The 20,819-nt window shown below is 53.8% G+C and carries 21 protein-coding genes; 8 read left to right on the forward strand and 13 right to left on the reverse strand.

Annotation, left to right across the window (positions count from 1 at the left end; translation table 11 throughout):
- The first annotated feature begins 59 nt into the window (after positions 1-59).
- The 6 genes from RAL91_RS13570 to RAL91_RS13595 all read left to right on the forward strand — a co-directional run bounded on the left by RAL91_RS13570 (position 60) and on the right by RAL91_RS13595 (position 5,663).
- On the forward strand, positions 60-1,139 hold the full coding sequence (locus RAL91_RS13570) for a fatty acid desaturase family protein (RefSeq protein ID WP_306256750.1): 1,080 nt from the start codon (positions 60-62) through the stop codon (positions 1,137-1,139).
- A gap of 18 nt (positions 1,140-1,157) precedes the next feature.
- Entirely contained in the window at positions 1,158-1,472 is a 315-nt protein-coding gene (locus RAL91_RS13575; protein WP_306256751.1) for a MocE family 2Fe-2S type ferredoxin, read from the forward strand.
- A 62-nt stretch (positions 1,473-1,534) separates the two neighbouring features.
- Positions 1,535-2,335 (forward strand): 3-methyl-2-oxobutanoate hydroxymethyltransferase, encoded by an 801-nt coding sequence (locus RAL91_RS13580; protein WP_306256752.1) that lies wholly within the window; start codon positions 1,535-1,537, stop codon positions 2,333-2,335.
- Positions 2,336-2,371: 36 nt separating this feature from the next.
- Positions 2,372-3,448, forward strand: a complete 1,077-nt coding sequence (locus tag RAL91_RS13585) for a Gfo/Idh/MocA family protein (protein ID WP_306256753.1) — start codon at positions 2,372-2,374, stop codon at positions 3,446-3,448.
- A complete protein-coding gene (locus tag RAL91_RS13590; protein ID WP_306256754.1) occupies positions 3,445-4,557 on the forward strand; it encodes a Gfo/Idh/MocA family protein in 1,113 nt (370 codons plus the stop codon). The genes RAL91_RS13585 and RAL91_RS13590 overlap by 4 nt, the downstream gene beginning before the upstream one ends.
- A 350-nt stretch (positions 4,558-4,907) precedes the next feature.
- Positions 4,908-5,663: an SDR family NAD(P)-dependent oxidoreductase gene (locus tag RAL91_RS13595; protein ID WP_306256755.1), complete on the forward strand. Its 756-nt coding sequence runs from the start codon at positions 4,908-4,910 to the stop codon at positions 5,661-5,663.
- 162 nt (positions 5,664-5,825) lie between these two features.
- Here the strand turns inward: RAL91_RS13595 and RAL91_RS13600 are convergent, their stop codons facing one another.
- The 8 genes from RAL91_RS13600 to RAL91_RS13635 all read right to left on the reverse strand — a co-directional run bounded on the left by RAL91_RS13600 (position 5,826) and on the right by RAL91_RS13635 (position 14,031).
- Positions 5,826-6,155: an L-rhamnose mutarotase gene (locus tag RAL91_RS13600; RefSeq protein ID WP_306256756.1), complete on the reverse strand. Its 330-nt coding sequence runs from the start codon at positions 6,153-6,155 to the stop codon at positions 5,826-5,828.
- A gap of 35 nt (positions 6,156-6,190) precedes the next feature.
- Positions 6,191-7,243 (reverse strand): ABC transporter ATP-binding protein, encoded by a 1,053-nt coding sequence (locus RAL91_RS13605; RefSeq protein WP_306256757.1) that lies wholly within the window; start codon positions 7,241-7,243, stop codon positions 6,191-6,193.
- A complete protein-coding gene (locus tag RAL91_RS13610; RefSeq protein ID WP_306256758.1) occupies positions 7,186-8,241 on the reverse strand; it encodes an ABC transporter ATP-binding protein in 1,056 nt (351 codons plus the stop codon). The genes RAL91_RS13605 and RAL91_RS13610 overlap by 58 nt, the downstream gene beginning before the upstream one ends.
- Complete coding sequence (locus RAL91_RS13615; protein ID WP_306256759.1) at positions 8,238-9,056, reverse strand: ABC transporter permease; 819 nt, start codon at positions 9,054-9,056, stop codon at positions 8,238-8,240. The genes RAL91_RS13610 and RAL91_RS13615 overlap by 4 nt, the downstream gene beginning before the upstream one ends.
- 41 nt (positions 9,057-9,097) lie before the next feature.
- Complete coding sequence (locus RAL91_RS13620; protein WP_306256760.1) at positions 9,098-10,045, reverse strand: ABC transporter permease; 948 nt, start codon at positions 10,043-10,045, stop codon at positions 9,098-9,100.
- Between the two features lie 108 nt (positions 10,046-10,153).
- Positions 10,154-11,749 (reverse strand): ABC transporter substrate-binding protein, encoded by a 1,596-nt coding sequence (locus RAL91_RS13625; protein ID WP_306256762.1) that lies wholly within the window; start codon positions 11,747-11,749, stop codon positions 10,154-10,156.
- Between the two features lie 129 nt (positions 11,750-11,878).
- The gene (locus tag RAL91_RS13630) at positions 11,879-12,922 is read right to left on the reverse strand and encodes a mandelate racemase/muconate lactonizing enzyme family protein (protein ID WP_306256763.1); all 1,044 of its coding nucleotides are present in this window, start codon (positions 12,920-12,922) and stop codon (positions 11,879-11,881) included.
- Complete coding sequence (locus RAL91_RS13635; RefSeq protein ID WP_306256764.1) at positions 12,919-14,031, reverse strand: LacI family DNA-binding transcriptional regulator; 1,113 nt, start codon at positions 14,029-14,031, stop codon at positions 12,919-12,921. Before RAL91_RS13635 ends, RAL91_RS13630 begins: the two co-directional genes overlap by 4 nt.
- Positions 14,032-14,155: 124 nt before the next feature.
- On the opposite strand from RAL91_RS13635, the gene RAL91_RS13640 reads away from it, so the two are divergent.
- Positions 14,156-15,358, forward strand: a complete 1,203-nt coding sequence (locus tag RAL91_RS13640) for a mandelate racemase/muconate lactonizing enzyme family protein (RefSeq protein ID WP_306256765.1) — start codon at positions 14,156-14,158, stop codon at positions 15,356-15,358.
- Between the two features lie 287 nt (positions 15,359-15,645).
- Positions 15,646-16,161 (forward strand): cupin domain-containing protein, encoded by a 516-nt coding sequence (locus RAL91_RS13645; protein WP_306256766.1) that lies wholly within the window; start codon positions 15,646-15,648, stop codon positions 16,159-16,161.
- A gap of 209 nt (positions 16,162-16,370) precedes the next feature.
- Here the strand turns inward: RAL91_RS13645 and RAL91_RS13650 are convergent, their stop codons facing one another.
- Genes RAL91_RS13650 through RAL91_RS13670 form a run of 5 tightly spaced genes read right to left on the reverse strand, consistent with a single transcriptional unit; the run spans position 16,371 to position 20,818 of the window.
- Positions 16,371-17,486, reverse strand: coding sequence for an ABC transporter ATP-binding protein (locus RAL91_RS13650; protein ID WP_306256767.1), 1,116 nt, complete (start codon positions 17,484-17,486; stop codon positions 16,371-16,373).
- Positions 17,479-18,279 (reverse strand): HAD-IIA family hydrolase, encoded by an 801-nt coding sequence (locus RAL91_RS13655; RefSeq protein WP_306256769.1) that lies wholly within the window; start codon positions 18,277-18,279, stop codon positions 17,479-17,481. The genes RAL91_RS13650 and RAL91_RS13655 overlap by 8 nt, the downstream gene beginning before the upstream one ends.
- A gap of 7 nt (positions 18,280-18,286) precedes the next feature.
- Positions 18,287-19,045: an SDR family NAD(P)-dependent oxidoreductase gene (locus tag RAL91_RS13660; RefSeq protein ID WP_306256770.1), complete on the reverse strand. Its 759-nt coding sequence runs from the start codon at positions 19,043-19,045 to the stop codon at positions 18,287-18,289.
- Between the two features lies 1 nt (position 19,046).
- Positions 19,047-19,970 carry a ribokinase gene (locus RAL91_RS13665; RefSeq protein WP_306256771.1) on the reverse strand — a complete coding sequence of 308 codons (924 nt, stop codon included), beginning with the start codon at positions 19,968-19,970 and terminating at the stop codon, positions 19,047-19,049.
- Entirely contained in the window at positions 19,967-20,818 is an 852-nt protein-coding gene (locus tag RAL91_RS13670; RefSeq protein ID WP_306256772.1) for a carbohydrate ABC transporter permease, read from the reverse strand. Before RAL91_RS13670 ends, RAL91_RS13665 begins: the two co-directional genes overlap by 4 nt.
- Position 20,819: the final 1 nt, after the last annotated feature.

Consider the following 20,819-nt stretch of genomic DNA (forward strand, 5'->3'; position numbering starts at 1 on the left):
CAAGTCGTTATCTGCGCTGACGATGAGCGCAAGACACATCAATTTGATGGATTATTGTCATGACACCAACCCCACGCGATTACAGCCTTGTAGGCCGCGATTCCGAACTCGCCGAACAAAACGGCCTTGTGGCTGCCGATTGGTATTCAGTGGATATTGATCGCAAGCAAATCAAACGTCTCATGCGGAGATCGGATGGTCCGGCCATTCGTGACACCCTTATCTGGCTTGGGCTCTTGCTGGCCTCCGGTGCAGGCGGCGTGTACTTTTGGGGTACGTGGTGGTGCGTCCCGTTTTTTCTGGTCTATGGTGTTCTGTACGGCTCTTCATCAGACAGTCGCTGGCATGAATCCGGCCACGGAACCGCGTTTAAAACCCGATGGATGAACAGCGCCCTGTATTATTTTTCCAGCTTTATGATTTTGCGCGAGCCTACCATCTGGCTCTGGAGCCATACGCGCCATCATACCGATACAATCATTGTCGGGCGTGATCCTGAGATTGCAACTCCGCGACCGCCTGATATCAAGGCGCTGCTGCTGAATATCTTTGCTCTCGTCAGCACATGGAAAACCATGAAATCACTCTTCCTGCATGCGGGCGGGAAACTCACGCCCAACGAGGCGACATTTGTGCCGGAGGGCGAGCGGTCCAAAGTCTATTTGTTTGCTCGTATATATATCGCAATTTTGCTTGGTGTTGTCGTGGCGTGCATCGCTACCGGGTCAATTTTACCAGCTATGCTGGTCGGTCTGCCTACCATCTATGGCGGGTTCATGACAATTTATTTTGGTCTGACACAGCATGCTGGTCTGGCAGAGGATGTGCTCGACCACCGATTGAATTCCCGCACGGTTTATATGAACCCGGTCTTCCGCTTTTTATATTGGAACATGAACTATCATATCGAGCATCACATGTTTCCGATGGTGCCGTTTCATGCGCTGCCGCAATTGCATGAGGCCATCAAGCATGATTGTCCTGAACCTTATCCAAGTACGATCGCCGCTTACCATGAGATAATTCCGACGCTCCTGCGGCAGTTAAAAGAACCGGGTTATTTTGTGCGCCGCAGTTTGCCCAGTGGCGTTGAGGCAGTTCCACACAACCCGGGCGCTGTCTTTCAAACTTCTGCCTAACAAACGAGGACGACAGGAATGAGTGATTGGATCGATGCATGCGCGCTGGACGATATCGACGAGGAAGACGCGATTACGTTCAAGCATGATGGTGGGTATTATGCGCTTTACCGAACTGAAGATGACCAATATTTTGTGACGGACGGTCTGTGTACGCATGAGCGGGTGCCGCTTGCCAATGGTCTTGTCATGGGCAAAATTATTGAATGCCCCAAACACAATGGCCGTTTTGATTTTACCACAGGCGAAGCAAAGGGCGCACCGGTGTGCGTCAATTTGAAAACCTATGAGACCGACATTCGGGGCGACCGTTTGTTTTTCAAACTGGGTTGATGCCGACATGCGTCCAAACCAATGTTTGACGTCACTTTATCTTCTAAGCTGAAGGAATTCATATGGCCAATCTGCCCCTGAGTGTTGCAGAAATTCTAGCGTTAAATGGCGTTCGGCAACTGACCAAATTGCGCGTGGAGACAATGGACGATGCAGCGGCGGCCCAAGCCGCAGGCATTGACATGTTGTCGGTACCGCCAGAGCTTTTGCTCCTGCCTGAATTCCGGCAGATTTGCCCCAGCCCATTTGTGGTTGGTGGCCTGGAGCCCGGCCTGTTTGTGACTGAGGAAGACTATCTGCGCATTGCCTTCAAGCTGCTGAATGCGGGGGCAAATGCGGTCTATTGCGGAGCAAGTCTTCCCATTGTTCGGCGGCTGCGCGATGAGGGGATTCCGGTTGTCGGCCATGTTGGTCTCATCCCGTCACGCCGAACATGGACTGGCGGGTTCAAGGCTGTGGGCAAAACTCCTGAAAGCGCCGTTTGGATATTAGAGGAGACAAAAGCGCTGGAAGAAGCAGGCGCTTTTGCGGCCGAGATAGAAGTCGTGCCGCCAGCGGTCGCCAAAGCCATTTCAGCTCAAACCGCGATGTTGATGATTTCAATGGGGGCGGGCAGTGGATGCAATGCGCAATATCTGTTCGCATGTGATGTGCTCGGGGAACATGATGGGCATTATCCACGCCATGCCAGGCGATACGCCGATTTACAATCGGAATATCAGAAGCTTCAAGCCATGCGCATCAAGGCTTTCCAAGACTTCTCCGCTGACGTGTCTTCAGGCGCTTTTCCGGTCGCGGACGAGCTTGTTCCACTGGCCGATGATGCCCAGAAAGCAGTTTTAGAGGCGCTTGAAAAGAAATAAGATCGAAAAAAAACGGCATAAAAGGGGGAGAGTTCTATGACCAGGTTTCGGGTAACTGGTATAAATTTTGATCACATGCATATGGGTGACCTGTTGCGTTTGGTGGATGATCATCCCAACGCTGAAATTGTTGGTATCTACGATAAATCGCCGGATAAAATGGCACAGGCTATCGCCGATTTTGCCATTCCCGAAGATGCCGTATTCACGGATCTTGATGCGTGCTTAGCACAAACGAAACCGGATCTGGCGATCCTGTGTGCGGCCACCGCCGAACATGCAGATCATGTCGAAGCTCTGGCAAAGCATAATGTTCACATCCATGTGGAAAAACCCTTTGCCGCTTCTGCAGCGGAAGCAAAGCGCATGATGGCGGCAATGGCACCGACCGGAAAGCTGATGGCGATCAATTGGCCTTTGGCATGGTACCCAAGTCACAACACATGCAAGCGGTTGATCGATGATGGCGTTATTGGCGATTTGATTGAAGTTCATCACTATGGCGGCAATCGCGGACCGCTCTATCATCTGGCCGACAAGGTGGAAGTATCGGCAGAGCAAGTTGAGCAGCAAAAGTCTGATTCATGGTGGTACAAGAAAGCGTCGGGGGGCGGCAGCCTGTTGGACTACCTTGGTTATGGCGCCACACTTGGCACATGGTTCATGGACGGTCGTGCGCCGCTCGAAGTCACTTGTGTGGTGGACCAGACGGCTGGTATTGAGGTCGACCAACATTCCATCACGATCTGCCGATATGAGCAGGGTCTTTCCAAGATGGAAACACGCTGGGGCACGTTCACCGACCCCTGGGTAACGCAGCCACAGCCGCAATGCGGCTTTGTTGTTGTGGGCACTGGCGGCACAATTTCCAGCTATGATTATGATGACTTTGTAACAGTGCAGACAGAAGCCGAACCGGACCACAAGAAAGTACCGGTTGATGTGCTGAAGCCCGGACGCACAAATCCCATCGAATATATGTTGAATTGTATTGAGAACGGCACGCCCATTGAGGGACCATTGGCGCCGGATCTGTGCCTCACTGCGCAGCGCATTGTGGATACCGCCTACTTGTCTGCCCAGCAGAAAAAAACTCTGGCGCTTGTTTCATGAGTGGCGAAACACCGGATGCAGATACCTATGCGCTACGCGTTGCTGATGCGCCAATTATCGACGCGCCGTCACTAAATTACACGCCGCCCATGCCGCAATCCTATCGGCCGCGCATTGCTCTTGTTGGCGCAGGCGGAATTGCTTCCGCGCATCTTGATGCCTACCGCAAAGCGGGCTTTGATATTGCCGCCATATGCAACCGCACGCTTTCAAAAGCAGAGGCTTTGCGCGCAGAATTTTTCCCCAACGCAGCTGTCACAGACAAATATGACGACCTGCTCACCGACCCGTCCATTGCCGTCTTTGACATCACGCCGCACCCTGAAGTGCGCTTTGGTATGATGGAAAAAGCGTTGGCTGCAGGCAAGCATGTGCTGTCGCAAAAACCCTTTGTGACGGACCTTGATGCAGGAGAGGCGTTGGTGAAATTGGCCCATGACAATGGTGTGCGGCTTGCCGTCAATCAAAATGGGCGCTGGGCACCCCATATGGCCTATATGCGTGAAGCGGTTCGTACGGGACTGATCGGTGAAGTGACAAGCAGCCATGCGCACATGCACTGGGATCACAGTTGGATCGCACACACGCCCTTTAACGATATTCATGATCTGATTTTATACGATTTTGGGGTCCACTGGTTCGATTTCATGTCCAGCCTTCTGGGTGACCGGATGCAAACTGTATTTGCAACGCAGGCCCGCGCCAAAGATCAAAGCGCCAAGCCACCGCTTCTAAGCCAGGCCCTGATTCAGTTTGAAGGTGGGCAGTCGTCTCTGGTCTTTGACGGCAGTGTCAAACATGGCGCGCTGGACAGCTCTTTCATCGGTGGCACAAAAGGCAGCCTTTACAGCGTTGGAAAAGATCTGAACGCGCAGAGTGTGACCCTGACGACCGAGCGTGGCCAAGCGCACCCCGACCTTGTGGGAACATGGTTCAATGATGGGTTTGCCGGCACTATGGGCGAGCTTTTGAGCGCTATCGAACAAGACCGGGAACCAGAAAATGACGCAAAAGGAAATCTGCGAAGCCTCGCGCTCACATTCGCAGCCATGAAATCAGCTCACACTGGAACACCGATTGAGATTGGAACAGTTCGCGCCTTACCGTGATTATCGCAGATCCCAAATTTCAAGCTCCAGACCCGAGGAGTTTTTGCGATAATCAAGGCACAAGAAGCCGGGCAAAAGCGTGGCTTGGAATATAAGGCGGTATTTCTACTCTGGGTCTGGATATGGTCGGCGCGATCAATCGTGGAACGAAACTGCCGCCGCCGAAGCAATCGCGCGGCACTTCGATTAGGCGATCCTGTGGATCTTGAACCATGAGGCTGGCGATGAAATCTGACACTCATTTCTGAGGCTTCTCGCTTAGAGTAGTCAGGTGGTTCAGTCAGTCACCGATACTTGGCAATGGTGGGAACGCGCCGCTAAGGTATCAACTCAATTGGAGAGACATTGAAATGAACGAACTGGGTTGCCTGAGCAAAAAGCACGCTGTTGTCACCGGTGGCGGGACTGGACTTGGGCTTGGTGTTGCGAAAGCGATGGTCGAGGCCGGGGCGCTCGTCACCATCGTCGGCCGCCGCCGTGATGTCCTGGAGAGTGCAATCGAAGAGATCGGCGACGATGCCGGCTTTGAGGTCGCAGACATCGCGGAGCTTGCGGGTATCCAGGATCTGGTTCGACGGCTGGAATCCCGTGCGCCAATTGATATCCTGGTCAACAATGCAGGCACACATCACAAGGCGCCAACGCTGGACACCGACGACGCAGACTTCGCGCGCGTGATCGAGACCAACCTCTTCGGATCCTTTGCCCTGACGCGGGACATCGCGCGCTGTATGGCAGAGCGTGGAGAGGGCAGTATGGTGATGATCACGTCCATGGCGGCCATCCTCGGATTGCCGCAGGTTGCCTCCTACACCGCCTCAAAATCCGCCTTGCAGGGATTGACGCGGCAACTTGCGGTCGAGTTCGGTCCCCTCGGTATCCGCGTCAACGCGGTCGCACCCGGCTTTATCGAAACGGATATGAATCGGGGCATCTTCGAAAAAGACCCGGAGCGACTTCAGCGAATCCTCGCCCGAACTCCGCTCGGCGGCCTTGGCTCGTCTTCCGATGTGGCAGGGGCGGTAGTCTATCTTTCCTCGCCCACAGCACGTTTTGTCACAGGGGTTTGCCTGCCGGTGGATGGCGGACTCTCGATTGGATTCTGAGGGGCAGCATCGGCTCGCCCGTATATGCGGGGCCACCTATGCGCTTCTGTACCTGGTGGACTGATTAAAGTCCGGCCGGGAAGGTCGTTCGAACCAATTTGACGAGAGATCGCCCTGGGATGGGTTCCGGATGTGATTCTACGCGTTGATTGCCAACATCATTCAATCCATATGAAATACGGAAGGCATCATTGCCCACCATTCCCCCGGTTCTCGATGAGCCATGGGTTCCTGGCAGGGGTCGGTGACTGCGAGCCACTCTCTTGTTTTGGGGCATTCCGAAATTCTTTGCGCGGCCTCCGAATAGTTCTGGCCGTGGTACTCAAAATACCCGAACAACAGATTTTCGGGTTCCTTCAGGAAGATCGAGAAGTTTTGAACACCGTTGCGCGACAAAGTCGCCAGAACATCTGGCCAAACCGCAGCGTGCAAACGTTTATACTCGTCAATTTTGTCGGGCTTTACCCCAATGACCATTCCATAGCGTTTCATAGCATCCTCATTTGAAGTCTTGACTGCCCATCGCATCAGCCATTTTGCGAAGGTGCAACCCCCAATTCCTCTGCGCGGTGGCAAGCCACCAGATGACCTTGATCAATTGGCGCCAGGGGTGGTTGGCTTTGCGCGCACACTTCGGCAGCATGCGGACAGCGATTGCGAAACTTACACCCGGTCGTAGGCTCGTCCACGCCCACTTCGCCCTCAATCACGGCCATATCGTCACGGCGGCCAGGTTTCGGTTGCGGGGCCGAAGCGATGAGAGCACGGGAATATGGATGCCGGGGGGAAGCAAAGAATTTTTCAGCGCTGGCCTGCTCGATGATCCGGCCAAGATACATGACGCAAACATGATCGCTGATCCGGTCGACAAGACCCAAATCGTGCGAAATAAAGAAATATGCAAGGCCGAGATCGCGCTGAAGCTGCATCAAAAGGTTGATGATCTGAGCGCGAACGGACACGTCGAGAGCTGAGACTGGCTCGTCGCAAATAATGACCCGCGGACGCGTTGCGATGGCCCGGGCGATGCTAACACGCTGGCGCTGACCACCTGACAATTCATGGGGAAATCTGTCGGCCAGCGCGGATTCGAGTCCGACGCTTTCCAACAGTTCGGCGACTCGCTTCTTGATTTCCTCGCCAGATACAATCCGGTGTATACGCAATGGTTCGGCGACCAGTGTTTCGACACGGAAATGCGGCGTCAAGGACCCGTAGGGATCCTGGAAAACCATCTGGACATTACGCCGATAGACAAGAAGATCTTTGCGCCCGATCTTTTCAATGACTTTTCCATCGAACGAAACCTTGCCCGACTCAAGCGGTTCGAGCTGCATGAGGATCTTGGCGAGGGTGGATTTCCCGCAGCCTGACTCCCCGACGATGGCGATAGTTTCCCCAGCGTTCACATCAAGCGAGACATTGTCGACCGCAGTGATCTTGCGGGTCGCACCGGTGACGGTGCGCAGGCTGTAGCTTTTGACAAGGTTTTGAACCCGAAGAAGAGGAGCTTGAGCAGTATTCATGGAACCAGTACCTGTTGCTTCACCTGTCCGGCAAGCTCGCTCCAGCGATGGCACCTCACGGAGCGCCCTGCAGAGGCTTGTTCCAGCAGGGGCTGGACAGTCTGGCATTGATCGTTGTCGCCAAAGGCGCAGCGGGCAGCGAAAGCGCATCCACGACGCACATCAAAGGGCGATGGCACAGAGCCCTCAATCGACGGAAAATCCGATTTTCGGGGTGCGTTTCCTATCTCGGGCAGGGACGCCAGAAGGCCTTTTGTGTAGGGATGAAGTGGCTCTTCGAACAAATCCACAACCGGGGCCACCTCCACAATCTCTCCGGCATACATGACTGCCACCCGATGGGCCGTCTGCGCAACGACGCCCAGATCATGTGTGATCAGCAGCATCGACATTTTCTGTTTTTTCTGAAGTTTGACGAACAGATCAAGGATCTGCGCCTGAATCGTCACATCAAGGGCGGTGGTAGGTTCGTCAGCGATCAGCAGTTCGACCCTTTGGCAAATCAGGGCCATTGCAATGGCGACACGCTGTCTCAGACCGCCCGAAAGTTGGTGCGGATACTGTGCAAGCCTCTCTCGTGCGTATCGGATGCCGACGAGATCCAGCATCTCGGTTGCAAAGTCGACTTTCTCTTTGCGTCCCAGATCAGGCCTGTGGACATCAAGGACCTCTGTCAGTTGACGTCCAATGCGGATTCCCGGATTGAGGCTGGTCATCGGTTCCTGAGGTACGAAAGCTATCCGGTTACCCCGCAGCCTGCGCAGTTCGCGCGGCGAGAGCGCCTGAAGATCCTGGTTTGCAAATGTGACCCGGCCGCTGATAATGGCAGCCGTTGGCGGCAATATTCCAAGAATTGCGCGGGCCAGTATTGACTTGCCGCTGCCGGATTCCCCGACAAGCCCAACCACTTCGCTCGGCCGAATTGCAAGGTCTGCGCCGCGCACCACCCGCACGTCATCGGTGCCACCCTTGAAGGCCACGGTAAGATCTTCAACGTCTAACAGATTGTCTGCCTTCTGCTGTGAGACTGCAGGGTGTTCAACATTGCTCATCGGTCTGCTGACCTTCGTGTCCGTGGATCGAACATGTCCCGCAACCCGTCGCCAATCAGGTTAAGGCCAAGCACGGTAACTGTAATCAGAACGCCCGGCGCAATCATCAACCAGGGTGCAGATCTGATAAATTCCCGGGCGTTAGAGATCATGTTGCCCCATGTTGGGGCAGGGGGCGGCGCCCCTAATCCCAGGAAGCTGAGGCCCGCCTCGACAAGAATGGCCGAGGAAAAGCCAAGCGAAAGCTGCACCATGATTGGTCCTATTGCCCGTGGAAAAATGTGCAATGCAAGGATACGCGGGGTGCTTGCTCCGATTGAGCGCGCAGCGGCTACGAAATCTGCGTCTCTGTATTCCAACACCGACGCCCGCACAGTGCGGATAACCCTAGGCACATAAAGTACGAAAACGGCGAGAATGACATTCGCCTGGGATGGGCCGAGGGCAGCCAAAATCATGATTGCGAGAACAACTCCGGGGAAAATCAACAGAGCGTCCGAGAATTGACTGATAATGATGTCGAGTTTTGGAAATTGGCCCGCGATCATTCCCAGACCGATGCCAAATATAGCCGTCAGTAATGTTGCGGAGATCGCTATGCTGAGCGAGATATGTGTGCCGACGACCAGTCGAGACAACGCGTCACGGCCAAGAGCATCGGTGCCCATTGGATGCATGAAACTGGGCGGCTGCAATTTCTCGGTAGCGGATATCGAATAGGGATCGAGCGACATGAAGGTCGGCACCAACACTGCGAATGCAGCGACCAAAAACAAGATCACAATTCCAGAACCGAGCATTGGATTCTGGAGCATCCAACGCCAAAATCTGCCAACGACCGTGCCGCGATCCGTTTTCATCGCAGGGTCACTCGGGGATTGAAGTATGCATAAGAGATGTCCACCAAAAGGTTCACCAAAAGCGCCGCCAGCGTGAGATAGAGTATTCCGCCTTCCAGCATTGGATAGTCGCGCCTGATCGCCGCGGTTGTGATGAGTTCGCCCAATCCAGGCAGAGCGAACACCTGCTCAATGATCACAGAACCACCAAGTCCCAGCGCAAATAGCAATCCGATAGCGGTGATGATCTGAACCATGGCATTGCGCAACGCATGGCGTATAATTACGATGTATTCAGGCATGCCCTTGGCGCGCGCCATGCCGACATATTCTGCTTCTAGAACTTCGAGCATGGTCGAGCGAGTCATGCGCACGAGAAGCCCGATCTGCGACAGGCTGAGGGCAATTGTCGGCAGGATCAACCGGCTGAACCACTGCCATAACCCCATTTCAGGCGGCCGATAGCCCGAAGACGGGAGCCACTTCATCTCGACTGCGAAGATGAGGATCAACATGAAACCAAGCCAGAAGGGCGGGACTGCCATTCCAATACTGGACAGGACATTGCCGAGATAATCGAGGAAACTCCCTCGCTTGATCGCGGACAGGACGCCCAGGGGCACACCTATCAAAATTGTCAAAATCAGAGCGAAAAGCGTCAGAGACAATGTCACCGGGAAACGCTGTAGAAGAACTTCGGAAACCGACTTCTTGAAAAACATCGACTGGCCAAGGTCGCCAGTCAGGATGTTGGGCAGCCACTCAATATACTGGACAAGTATCGGCCGATCATAACCCAGTTGCCGACTGATTTCGTCCAGCGTTGCCGAATTGACGGATTGTCCGCCCAGAAGCGTAGAAACCGGGCTACCGGGAAGGGTTCTTGTAATTATGAAAATCAGGGTCAGCGTTATGAACAATGCCGGGATAAAAGCCAGGATCCGGCGCAGCGAGTAATACAGCATAAGGCCCTCTTGGTATTAGGGCCTGAATTCAACTTACGAATTGAGTTCAGACCCCAGGCATCCGCACCGTTGCTCTGACGCGGATGCAGTCGTCGTAAGAGCTCTGGATTATTCGGCCAAACCGACACCGTTGAGCGTCAGATTGCCGAGCGCGAGGTTCCCGTACGGGTCGAGGACATTCTTGCGCTTTGCCACCAGCCGATACGTGTAACCGAGATTAATCATAGCGACCTGTTCAAAGAAAGACCTTTGTAGATCGTCTCCGAGTTTCTTGCGCTCGTCGAATTCGGTTGCACCGGCAAGGCCTGCAAAAATGGTTTCAGTCTCATCGCTGATGAAGCCGACTTCCGGTGATGGAAATGTTCCATTGAACTCAGCATGCCACAACGACGGATCGACCCAGTAACCGCCAGAGGTATAGATATTTAGCGCATCCGGATCACGGCGCCGCGCAACCCAGGTGTTGAGGTCATAGGACGCAATCTCGAGGACCAACCCGGCCCGCGCCGCTTGTTCGACCAGCACGACAGCCACATTCTCTTGCAATCCATTGCCGGAGATAACCTGAATACTGATCGGCTCGCCCGCATAACCCGCTTCTTCCAGATATTTTTTCGCGGCCTCAATATCGCCGGGCGTAAAGAGGTCAGAGCCAGAATCGGTGTTGTAAGCGCTCTCAGGCGCATAAATACTTGTGTTGGCCGCCGCAAAAGCCTGGTCGGCCACTGCGATAGACGCAATTTCGATCGGATCAATGATCGATTGAAGCGCCTTTCGGATCAACTTGTTGGAAGTCGGGCCCTTCTTGTGATTGAACATCATATACATCAGGACGCCCGGACCATTCTTGATGGCGTCAACATCAGGGCTTGCATCCAGCCGCTGAAATTCTGTGTCGGGCACATCCGTAATGATATCGAATTCGCCTGATTCAAGACCAGCAATACGCGTGGTCGCTTCGGTCACGATCCAGAAGTACATTTCATCGACGTTGGCGACTTTTTTGCCGGCCTGATAGTTGGGCGCGTCGTCTCTCGCCACGTAGTCATCGAATTTTTCGAGCTTCACATACTGGTCTTCGTTGTATTCAACGAATTTGTAAGGTCCAGTGCCTACGACCTCGGTCAGTTGCCCTGGCGTGGTTGAGGCCTCAGCAATTTCCTTGGGCATAATCACGGCCTTGTTTTCGTCCGAGCCGATTAACAAAAGCAGAAAACGCCCCATTGGCGCGTTGAAATTCATGACAACGGTGTTGGCGTCTGGTGCCTCGACTGAAGTCAGCGACGAAAGGCCCTGTCCCTTTGGGCCCACCGCGCGCCAGCGTTCGAGCGACGCTTTGACATCGCCGGAATCCATCGTGTCACCATTGTGAAAAAGCACGCCTTCGCGCAGCTTAAATGTCCACTTCATGCCGTCTGGCGTGGCTTCAGCGCTTGACGCCAGTTCCGGTGCTGCGTTGAAATCTGCGCCAAATCCGAAAAGTCCCTCGAACACCGGGCCCATTACATGCGGCAGAGGGTGTGAAACGGTCGATTGCCAGTCCAATGTGCTTAAAGGGACATGCAGTCCGATGTTAAGCACGCCTCCCATTTTCGGTGCATCCTGCGCATGGGCCGCACCCATTGAACCAACATTTCCGATTAAGAGGGAAGACAACGCTGCCGCCCCTGCAAGACCACTTATAATTTGACGACGATTGAACATTCGGACCTCCTAAGTATAACGTTATACCTAAACCATAACTCCAAAATCGGTGGTGCGCAAGCTGCGATAATTGCGCGATCCGGTAAAAGCCGCCAATTTTTCGATGCAGCACGGAAATTCGATATCTGTTTATTTTAAGGGGCGGAAACTCTGGGCAAAATCGTCGTCCAGCGTCAGGCCCAGACCGACTGCTTGCCTAAGCGTGGCGACTCCGGCGGTGATATCAATGCCAGATGCGATCCCCTTTTCTGGATGAATTGGAAATTGATCCAGGCATATGGGAAAGCAATCATGTTGTGCCGAAGCCAGATGAACCACGGCAGCTGCGCCAATCATCGTGCGCGAGAATCCGCCAGCCATAGCTCCGATTGCAGCGGATTCGGCAATCGAGAGGACGCGCATCGCCTCTCGCAGCCCGCCGATACGGTCAATATTTACAATCACGCGATCCGCCGCGCGCGCCCGCACGATCTGCGCCATATGCCGGGCCGACTGCACGGATGCATCCAGGATAATTGGAATTGGCAAGCTTGAGCGCAGCGCTGTATGACCAATGAAATCGAATTCGCTCAGGGGCTGAACAAGTGCGATGTTTGATCGGAATTTTTCGGATAAAAGCCCCTCAATAAATGTCCGCGCGAGCGACGAATTGTCAAATCCACCTGAAACATCGATGTCGATTTGCATGTCAGGTGGAAGCTCATCCAGCACCATATTGAGTTCGTTTGTGCCAGCATTGCGTTCCTGCAGGTGAGTCAGCCTAATTGACGTGAAGGACTTCAGCGAGGCGGCGTCCACATCCTTGCTATCCACAGTCTGGCTCAGGCTGACAGTATCGCGATAATTACCGCCCAAGATCATGTGCACCGGTACGCCGCGCCGCTTACCGATTAAGTCATGCAGCGCAACATCAAAAGCACTTTGGACGGCGGACCCGTAAGTGGGATTGCCATCGGTCACCTGCGACACGGCGTCGAGAGTTGCGTTCAGATTTTGCACGTCCAATTGTTGCAAAATTGCTTCGCAGCCAACGAGCAAATCCAGAATATCCTGCCCGGATGTTGCGGAGGCAATCTCGCCCACTCCATACATCTCCGACTGATCCGCAATCATCAAAATGGTGGCCTGACTGCCATCCACGCCTTCGTCCGCAGTTCTCCAAAGCAGTTTCATGACCCATACCTCGGCGGCACCAAATCTGCAGTTTCTGGTTTTGATGCCGTTGGAACCACATTTCTTATCGTCAAGCCAGAGACGCGCGGCGGCGCGCAAGAGGCCCGAACGACAAGCTGTGTGCGCAGCGCAATCGGGGCAGGTGCGCGCGACATCTGCGTCTGCTCAACCGTGGTCAAAAGTGCATCGCAGGCCAGTTTGCCCATATAGTAGCGCTCTTCACGAAGTGTTGTGATTGCGGGCATATAGAAACTTGCCCAATCAGGATCATCGAATCCGACCAGGCTCATATCATCTGGTATCTTGATTGAATGTTCATGCATGCACTGCAAAACGGCCCCGGTCATTGATTCATTGCAAACCAGAAGTGCTGTCGGAGGGGCATCCCTTTTAATGAGGTCACTGGCTGCGGCATAAGCCTCATCGTGCCGATAGTTGCCATAGGTTATGAGGGACTCGTCAATCGCAAGTCCGTTTTCCCTCAACCCAAGTTTGTAGCTTTCAAGCCGAACCCGACCACTTTCGATTGCTTGATCGCCCGCGACCAGTCCAATGCGCCGATGTCCCAGTGAATGTAGATAAGCGACCGCATCTGCGCCTGCGCGCCGGTCGTCAGAGCGAACAACTGTCCCCTTTGTACTTTGGGTGTTCACGTTCACAGTGACCAGGGGGAAGCCCGAATCTGCGACTTGTTTGAAAGATTTGATGTTCGGGTCGAGCGGAGATGCAATGATGCCATCCATGCCACGCTCGCGCAGATCCTGCAAATAGGTCAGCTCACGTTTCGCGTCATCGCCGGTGTTCGCCAGGATTACACCGTAACCTGCCTGTCGCGCCGATTCCTCCACGCCCTGAACGAAAGTCGTCCAGTGATAGCTGCTTATCTGACTGACAAGCACGCCGATGGTTTTGGTGCGTTGCAACCGCAACGACCGAGCGACCCCGTTCGTGCGATAGTTCAGCTTGGCCGCTGCTGCAACTACAGCGATTTGCGACTTCTCGCTGTACGAGCCGTAATTAGCCAGCACGCGACTCGCAATGGCAACAGAAACACCGGCCTCGTTTGCCACGTGTTTCAATGTAACCCTTTGCCTGCCTTGTTGGTCCATATGGGTCCTCGTAGCCCGTCTTTGCTTTTCTGTTTCTCTAGTCACGGGATAGTCCGAGGCGGGCTCGACAGTCAATGTATATCGTTATATTAAGTTGCGTGAGCAAACAGGATTTGTCGAAAATATGAAAATTGCTGCCGTTGATTTCTTCCCGATGTACCTAGAGGCTCCATCCGATGCGGGCACCGATGGGCCACGACAATCTCAGCTCGACTTCACGCCTGAAAAGCTTGCCGCACGACGGTATAAACCGCCCGAGAGCGTGTTTGTCCGGTTGATTTCTGATGACGGGATTGAAGGCTACGGTGATGGCGCCACGCTGCCTCATTACCTGGGACATGGAATCGGCAGCATGCTTGACTGGCTCGGCCGTTTCCGTGAGGTCCTCATCGGCGAGGAACCTCGCAATATCGCGTCAATACACCAACGGATGGAGTTGGTCGCCAGCATTGGCGTGCCCGGTTGTCGACCAGCGCAGGCGGCAATCGACATGGCTGTTCATGATCTGGCCGCGAAGTCGTTTGGATGCCCTGTCTACGAACTGCTTGGTGGCAGCTATCGAGACACGCTTGAGTTGCAAACCCAGATGCATGGCCACACAGTGGAACAACTGCTTGGTGTTTGCCAACATTATATCGGGCAAGGGTTTACAGGACTTAAGCTGAAGATCGGCGCTGAACTGCGCCAACATGGATTCTCCAAGGGTCGGTTCGATGAGGACGCAGATAAGGTCGCGGGCGTCATTGCTTCCTTACCTGATCATATTCAGGTCGATGTTGATGCAAATCAGGGCATCATGAACCCAAAAATGGCGATCGCGATGTTTGAACGAATTCGACGTGAGGCGTTCCATCCGAACATGGCGATTGAACAACCACTGCACCATCTCGACCTTGAGGGACACGCCCTGATCCGAAAGATGTTGCCGTTTCCAGTGGTTCTCGATGAGGCCGTGACCTCGCCTGTTGCCGTGCTTCAGATTGCGCGCATGGGGGCTGCAGACCGTGTGGTTTTAAAACCAAACCGCGTGGGAGGGCTTTGGCCCGCCAGAAAAATAGTAGATATCTGTGAAGCCAACGGCATAGGTGTAAGCTTGGATACAATGCCGTTTTCTCTGCTAGGAGACACGATGCTCTGTCACTTGGGCGCTTCAATCAAGCGGCACTACCCGCTGGATGCGCAAGGCCACACTTTCTTCGCCGGATCGCCATTCGAAGGCGGGATTACACTTTCAGATGGTCTGGCAAGGTTAAGTGATGCACCTGGATTTGGTGTTTCCGTTAGCTCCAGTTTTATTGCCGAAGGCCTTAAATCTGTCCCCAACTAGAACAAACCGGGTGTCGTAAACAGGCCCATGATATCGGCAGGTCGCAAGAGAACCTGCGGTTCGCGCGCTATCTTGACCGGATCTACTCGAAATTCAGCTGAACGATGGTTCCCAGCGGGCGCATACACGCTACGGCCGTGCGTTGGAACCGGAAGGAAGGCGCCTCGGTTTTGCATCAATTTCAAACAACCATTCTGGACTTCAAAGTCAGCCGCACTTAACGTCTGGAAGATGATTGTTGTTCAAGTTTTACTTCGAACTTTCCAGTATCAGAATCGAGGAGATGTATGATGGAAATTGACCAATTCAAACTTGATGACGATGGCAAAGTGCCCAATCATTCCAAGTTCCCTCTGCTCATCTATCACGGGCCGTTTCTGCAGTCAGGTTCGGTTTTGTCGAGTTCGAAGGTGATCGATACCTTCACCGCGAATGGCTGGCGCGGGACGTGGGAAAACGGTATTTTCCCGTATCATCATTATCACGCGCGGTCACACGAAGTTCTTGCCAATGTCGGCGGGCCTGTCGAGGTGCAGTTTGGCGGTAGCTCCGGCCCGGTCCTGACATTTCATCCAGGTGCAGTTGTCATCATCCCAGCCGGCGTTGGCCACTGCCGCATATCTAACGATGGCGCTCTGGCTATTGTTGGCGCCTATCCAGCAGGACAGGAAAATTGCGATATCAAGAGTGCTGACAATCCTGCGCATTATGAGTTGGCAAAACAGGAAATCTTGCAGGTTGCGCTCCCTGACCAGGATCCAGTGACCGGCAAAAAAGGGCCACTGCTGGACCATTGGATTTGAGGTTTTGGTCGACCGCAACAGAACGTCTTCTTTGCCCAAGCTTTTACCATTTGCGAAAGACTGAGATTTTCCACGATTCCGATCAAATTCTCAGTATTATCATCCTCTACCCAATATCATTTTTTAGCTGCTTCACATTCAATCTATGTCTGGCCAGGCATTTCCGTCACCAAAGCTGAGGCTTTTGATCTGCTTGTCGACGACGGAAATTACCATTGTGGCAGATCAACATTTCGAATGAGTGCTTTTCCGGTAGAATCAAACAAGTGGCACTCGTTCGCCGGTATCCAGATCGGTACAGTGCATTCTTCGTTCAAGGACGCATGGGAGACGCCTGACGCGGTAACTTCCATCTCCTTCTGAGCGCCGACCGCCACACTTCCATACACATTGGTCAATGCGCCCAAATGCTCCACCAAATCCGTTTTCAGGTTTAGTTCCAGTGCATCAAAATCGGGTTTTGAAAAGGACACATTCTCCGGGCGAAATCCCAGATTCAGTTCGCCTTCGGGCGCGTCTCCAATTGGCAATGTCACCTCGAAGCCTTCCCCGACGCTAATCCGAGTGGTTGTCTTTTCGCCCGATAGAGACCGACAGGGCAGAATGTTCATCTGTGGCGCCCCGATGAAGCTGGCCACAAATTGGTTTGCGGGCCGGTAGTACAGTTCGTGAGGTGTGCCGACCTGTTCGATCCGCCCATCGCGTAACACCACGATGCGGTCAGCCATGGTCATGGCTTCGACCTGATCGTGCGTCACATAGATGATAGTATTGAGCAGCTTGCGATGCAGTTTGACGATCTCAACCCGCATCTTGATGCGCAATTCGGCGTCGAGATTTGACAGGGGCTCGTCAAACAGGAAAACTTTGGGTTCCTTCACGATCGCGCGCCCGATTGCAACCCGCTGTCTCTGTCCGCCGGATAATTCGGAAGGTTTGCGGTCAAGCAGTTCTTCGATGTGCAGTAGCTGCCCCGCTTTGGCAACACGCTGGTTGATATCTTCCATTGTCTGGCCCGCAATTTTCAATGGAAATTCAAGGTTCGCGCGACAGGACATGTGCGGAAAGAGCGCGTAATTCTGAAACACCATTGAAAGGTCACGATCCGCCGGATCGATGTTCGTCACATCCTCGCCGCCGATACACACCTTTCCGCCCGCAATCGGTTCTAACCCGGCAATGCTGCGCAGCAAGGTCGATTTGCCCGAACCAGAGGGCCCGACGAATACGATGAACTCTCTGTCCTTGATGTCCAGATTAATGCCGTGCAGGGCCGTCCAGCCACCGTATTTCTTGACCAGATCGGAAACGATGACGTCAGCCATTTAACACTCCTAAAGTCGTTTTTGCTGGCACTGGAATGGCCCCGAGATCATCAATGTCGAAATCTGGTTCAACAGAGAATGGCCCGGATTCCTGAACACCTGTTCTTACAAGTATGGTCGGCAATCCTGCGGCATGACCTGCCGCAATATCGGTCATGACCTGGTCACCGACCATAAATGTTGTTCGTGCCGGGGTTCCCAGCAAGTCCAGCGCCATAGTCACCAGATCGGGCTGTGGTTTGCCAATAATGATCGGTGGCACGCCGGAAGCCGTCTCGATTGCTTTCAGGATCGAGCCCGCACCCGGCTCAAACCCAGTGCCATGGGGAAGCATGTGATCCGGGTTCGTTCCGATGAAGATCGCGCCAGACATCAGCGCGGCCTGTGCCTTGGCAAGCTTTTCGTACGTAAAGTGCCGATCAAGACCGGCCACCACAGCGGACACGTCGCTATCGGCCAGTTCAAACCCTTGAGCGACAACTGCGTCCGACAAGGCACTGGCGCCGATCACCATAACTCGCGCGCCAGCAGGCAGAAGTTCCTTTACGCGCATCGCTGCAACGGCACAGGTCGTCACAATCCGGTCCGGCGTGGTCGGGATGCCAAAACCATTCAGTTTTTCACTGAATTCTCGAGCTGTTTTTGTGGAATTATTAGTGACAAAAGCATAGGGCAGTCCTGCCACATTCCACGCTTGGAAAGCCTTTACCGCACTTGGAATCGGATCGTCACCGCGGTAGGTGACACCATCCAGGTCACTGATGATACCTGATATTTCTGGCCAGTTTTTCATAATGTTCTCAATCGCTCATGACCATGCCGCCATTCACGTGCAAGACCTGACCGGTAATGTACGCTGCGGCATCGGATGCCAGAAAAATCGTGGCGCCAACTATATCGTCAGGTAGGCCAATCCGACCCAGTGGAATGCGGCCAGCATGACGGGCCGCGGTCTCTTCGGCCGGGCGGCCATGCATCGGCGTATGAATGATACCAGGTGCTATGGCGTTCACAGTCACGTTCTGCGGCGCGGCCTCATAGGCCAACAATTGCGTGAGATCGTGCACGATCGCCTTTGAATAACAGTAATCGGCGCCACCGGCTTGATAGTTTAACACCGCACCTCGCGAGGAAATTGATGAGCCAATATTGAGGATGCGGCCACCATGATCTTTCAGGGAGTCGGCATAGACTGCACGTGTCAGGTTCAACACGGCATCAGTGTTGACGGCCAAGGTGCGTGTAATCTTGGACCTGTCACCATCGAACAGTCGTTCCGCGGATTTGATACCAGCATTATTGACCAAAACCTCCACCGGTCCGAACCGCTCCCGGGTGGCTTTGAGCATATCTTCAATGCCCGCCTCATCGGTGACGTCAAGCGCAATACAAAGAACATTGTTTCGCGCCTCCATTGCTGCATCAACCCGCGACGGATCCAGATCTGCGGCGACGACATTTGCGCCGGCATCTGCAAAGCCCTTGACCAATGCCATACCGATGCCACCCGACGCACCCGTAATCACAACTATTTTTCCTTTGATATTAAAGATACTCACTTCAGGCGGCTCCTTCTTTTGCCAGGAATGCCCTGACCTCTTTTTCGGTTGGCATGGATTGTTGTGCGCCCTTTCGGGTTACGCTGACGCTCGCTGTTGCGACGGCAAAACTCAGTGCGTCCTCGATAGGCATGTTCCGTGTGATGGCCACCGCAAGCCCGCTGTTGAAGGCGTCCCCGGCGGCGGTCGTATCAACAACGTCCACCTGATAAGCAGATTGGTGGATGGACTTTTCTGCATCAAGATAGACGACACCCTCTCCACCAAGGGTGATTGCCACAGCCTTGATGCCGCGATCATGGAGAAGTTTCGCAGCCTCAAATGCCGTGGTGGGCGAATCGATGGTGATACCCGTCAGCTCTTCCGCTTCGGTTTCATTCGGTGTCAGGATATCTATGGCTTTGCAATCCGCGTCGGTCAGTTGCGCCCGCACCGGGGCGGGATTGAAGATCAGGAAGCGATCAGCCTTCATTTCAAATGCCGCGCGACAGGCTGCGACCGGCAAGCCCATTTCAACAACCATCACCGCAGTTTGAGGAATTCCATCCAGAGCCTTTTTAACGTCGTCCGGGCCGAAAAATTCGTTCGCCCCCGCGTCTATGCCAATCATGTTGGAGCCCTCGGAGCTAACAAATATGATTGACCGGCCGGAGGCCACACCCGGTTTGCGACCGAATTTGCCGGTTTGCACACCACTTGAAGCCATAAACTTGATAAGGGTTTCGGCGGCGTCATCCTCTCCCAAAAGCGTTGCGAAGTGCGGTGCCGCACCAAGACGGGCAGCTGCAACAGCCTGGTTTGCACCCTTACCGCCACCAAACTCCTCGATGGTGCCCATCAGGCTTTGGCCTACTGTTGGCAACGAATGGGAATAGAACACGATGTCCAGATTGGTCGTGCCGAGAAAGATCAATGGACGGTTCATTTCAACGCTCCAAAGGTGAGGCCACGTTCAAGGTGACGCTGCCCAAGCAGAATGAGAACGATCGGTACGATCATTGAAATCACGAGACCAGCGGACACGACAGGATAGAAGTTAACGCCGGGATTGAGCAGTTTCAGAAGCGCCACTGTGACCGGCGCGTTTTTTGCGCTGAGCATCAGACCAAGCGCGAAATTATGCCAGGCCAGCAGGAAGACCAACAACGACGCGCCCACAAGTCCAGGCTTCAGAAGCGGTATGACCACCTTGAAGATGATCTGCGGTTTTGATGCCCCGCAGATGGCTGCGGCTTCTTCAATCTCGTAAGGGATATCCTCGACATAGGACCGAGACAGCCAGATCATCATCGGCAGTGTAATCAGCTGATAGACCCATATCATGCCGATATAACTGTCGTAGAGACCTATTAACTGGAAGACCTGAAAGAGCGGTATGACCACAAGAAGCACAGGAGCGAACCGGAAGCCCAGGATGAAGAAGGCCAGATCCTCTTTTGCCCGGAATTCAAAGCGGGCCAGCGCATAGCCGGCTGGAACCCCGGCGATCAACGACAGGATAACCGCGCCAAAAGCGATGATGACGCTGTTCAGTACCGGCTTGAAGAATTCGACCTTGAGCGTGCCGTAATTCGTTGCATCCGCATCTGCGAGATCGAACAGAACCTTGTAGTTTTCCATTGTTGGGTCGAACAGAAACACCGGCGGGTATGCATTTACATCGGCAGCGACTTTGAAGGAATTCATCACGATCCAGATGATCGGGAAGGCGAGAACGGCTACGGTGACAAGCACAAGTGCGTTGAGAACCAATTTGACAACCAGCTTGTTCATG

The sequence above is a fragment of the Pararhizobium sp. IMCC21322 genome, from assembly GCF_030758295.1.
In the GTDB taxonomy this organism is placed as follows: domain Bacteria; phylum Pseudomonadota; class Alphaproteobacteria; order Rhizobiales.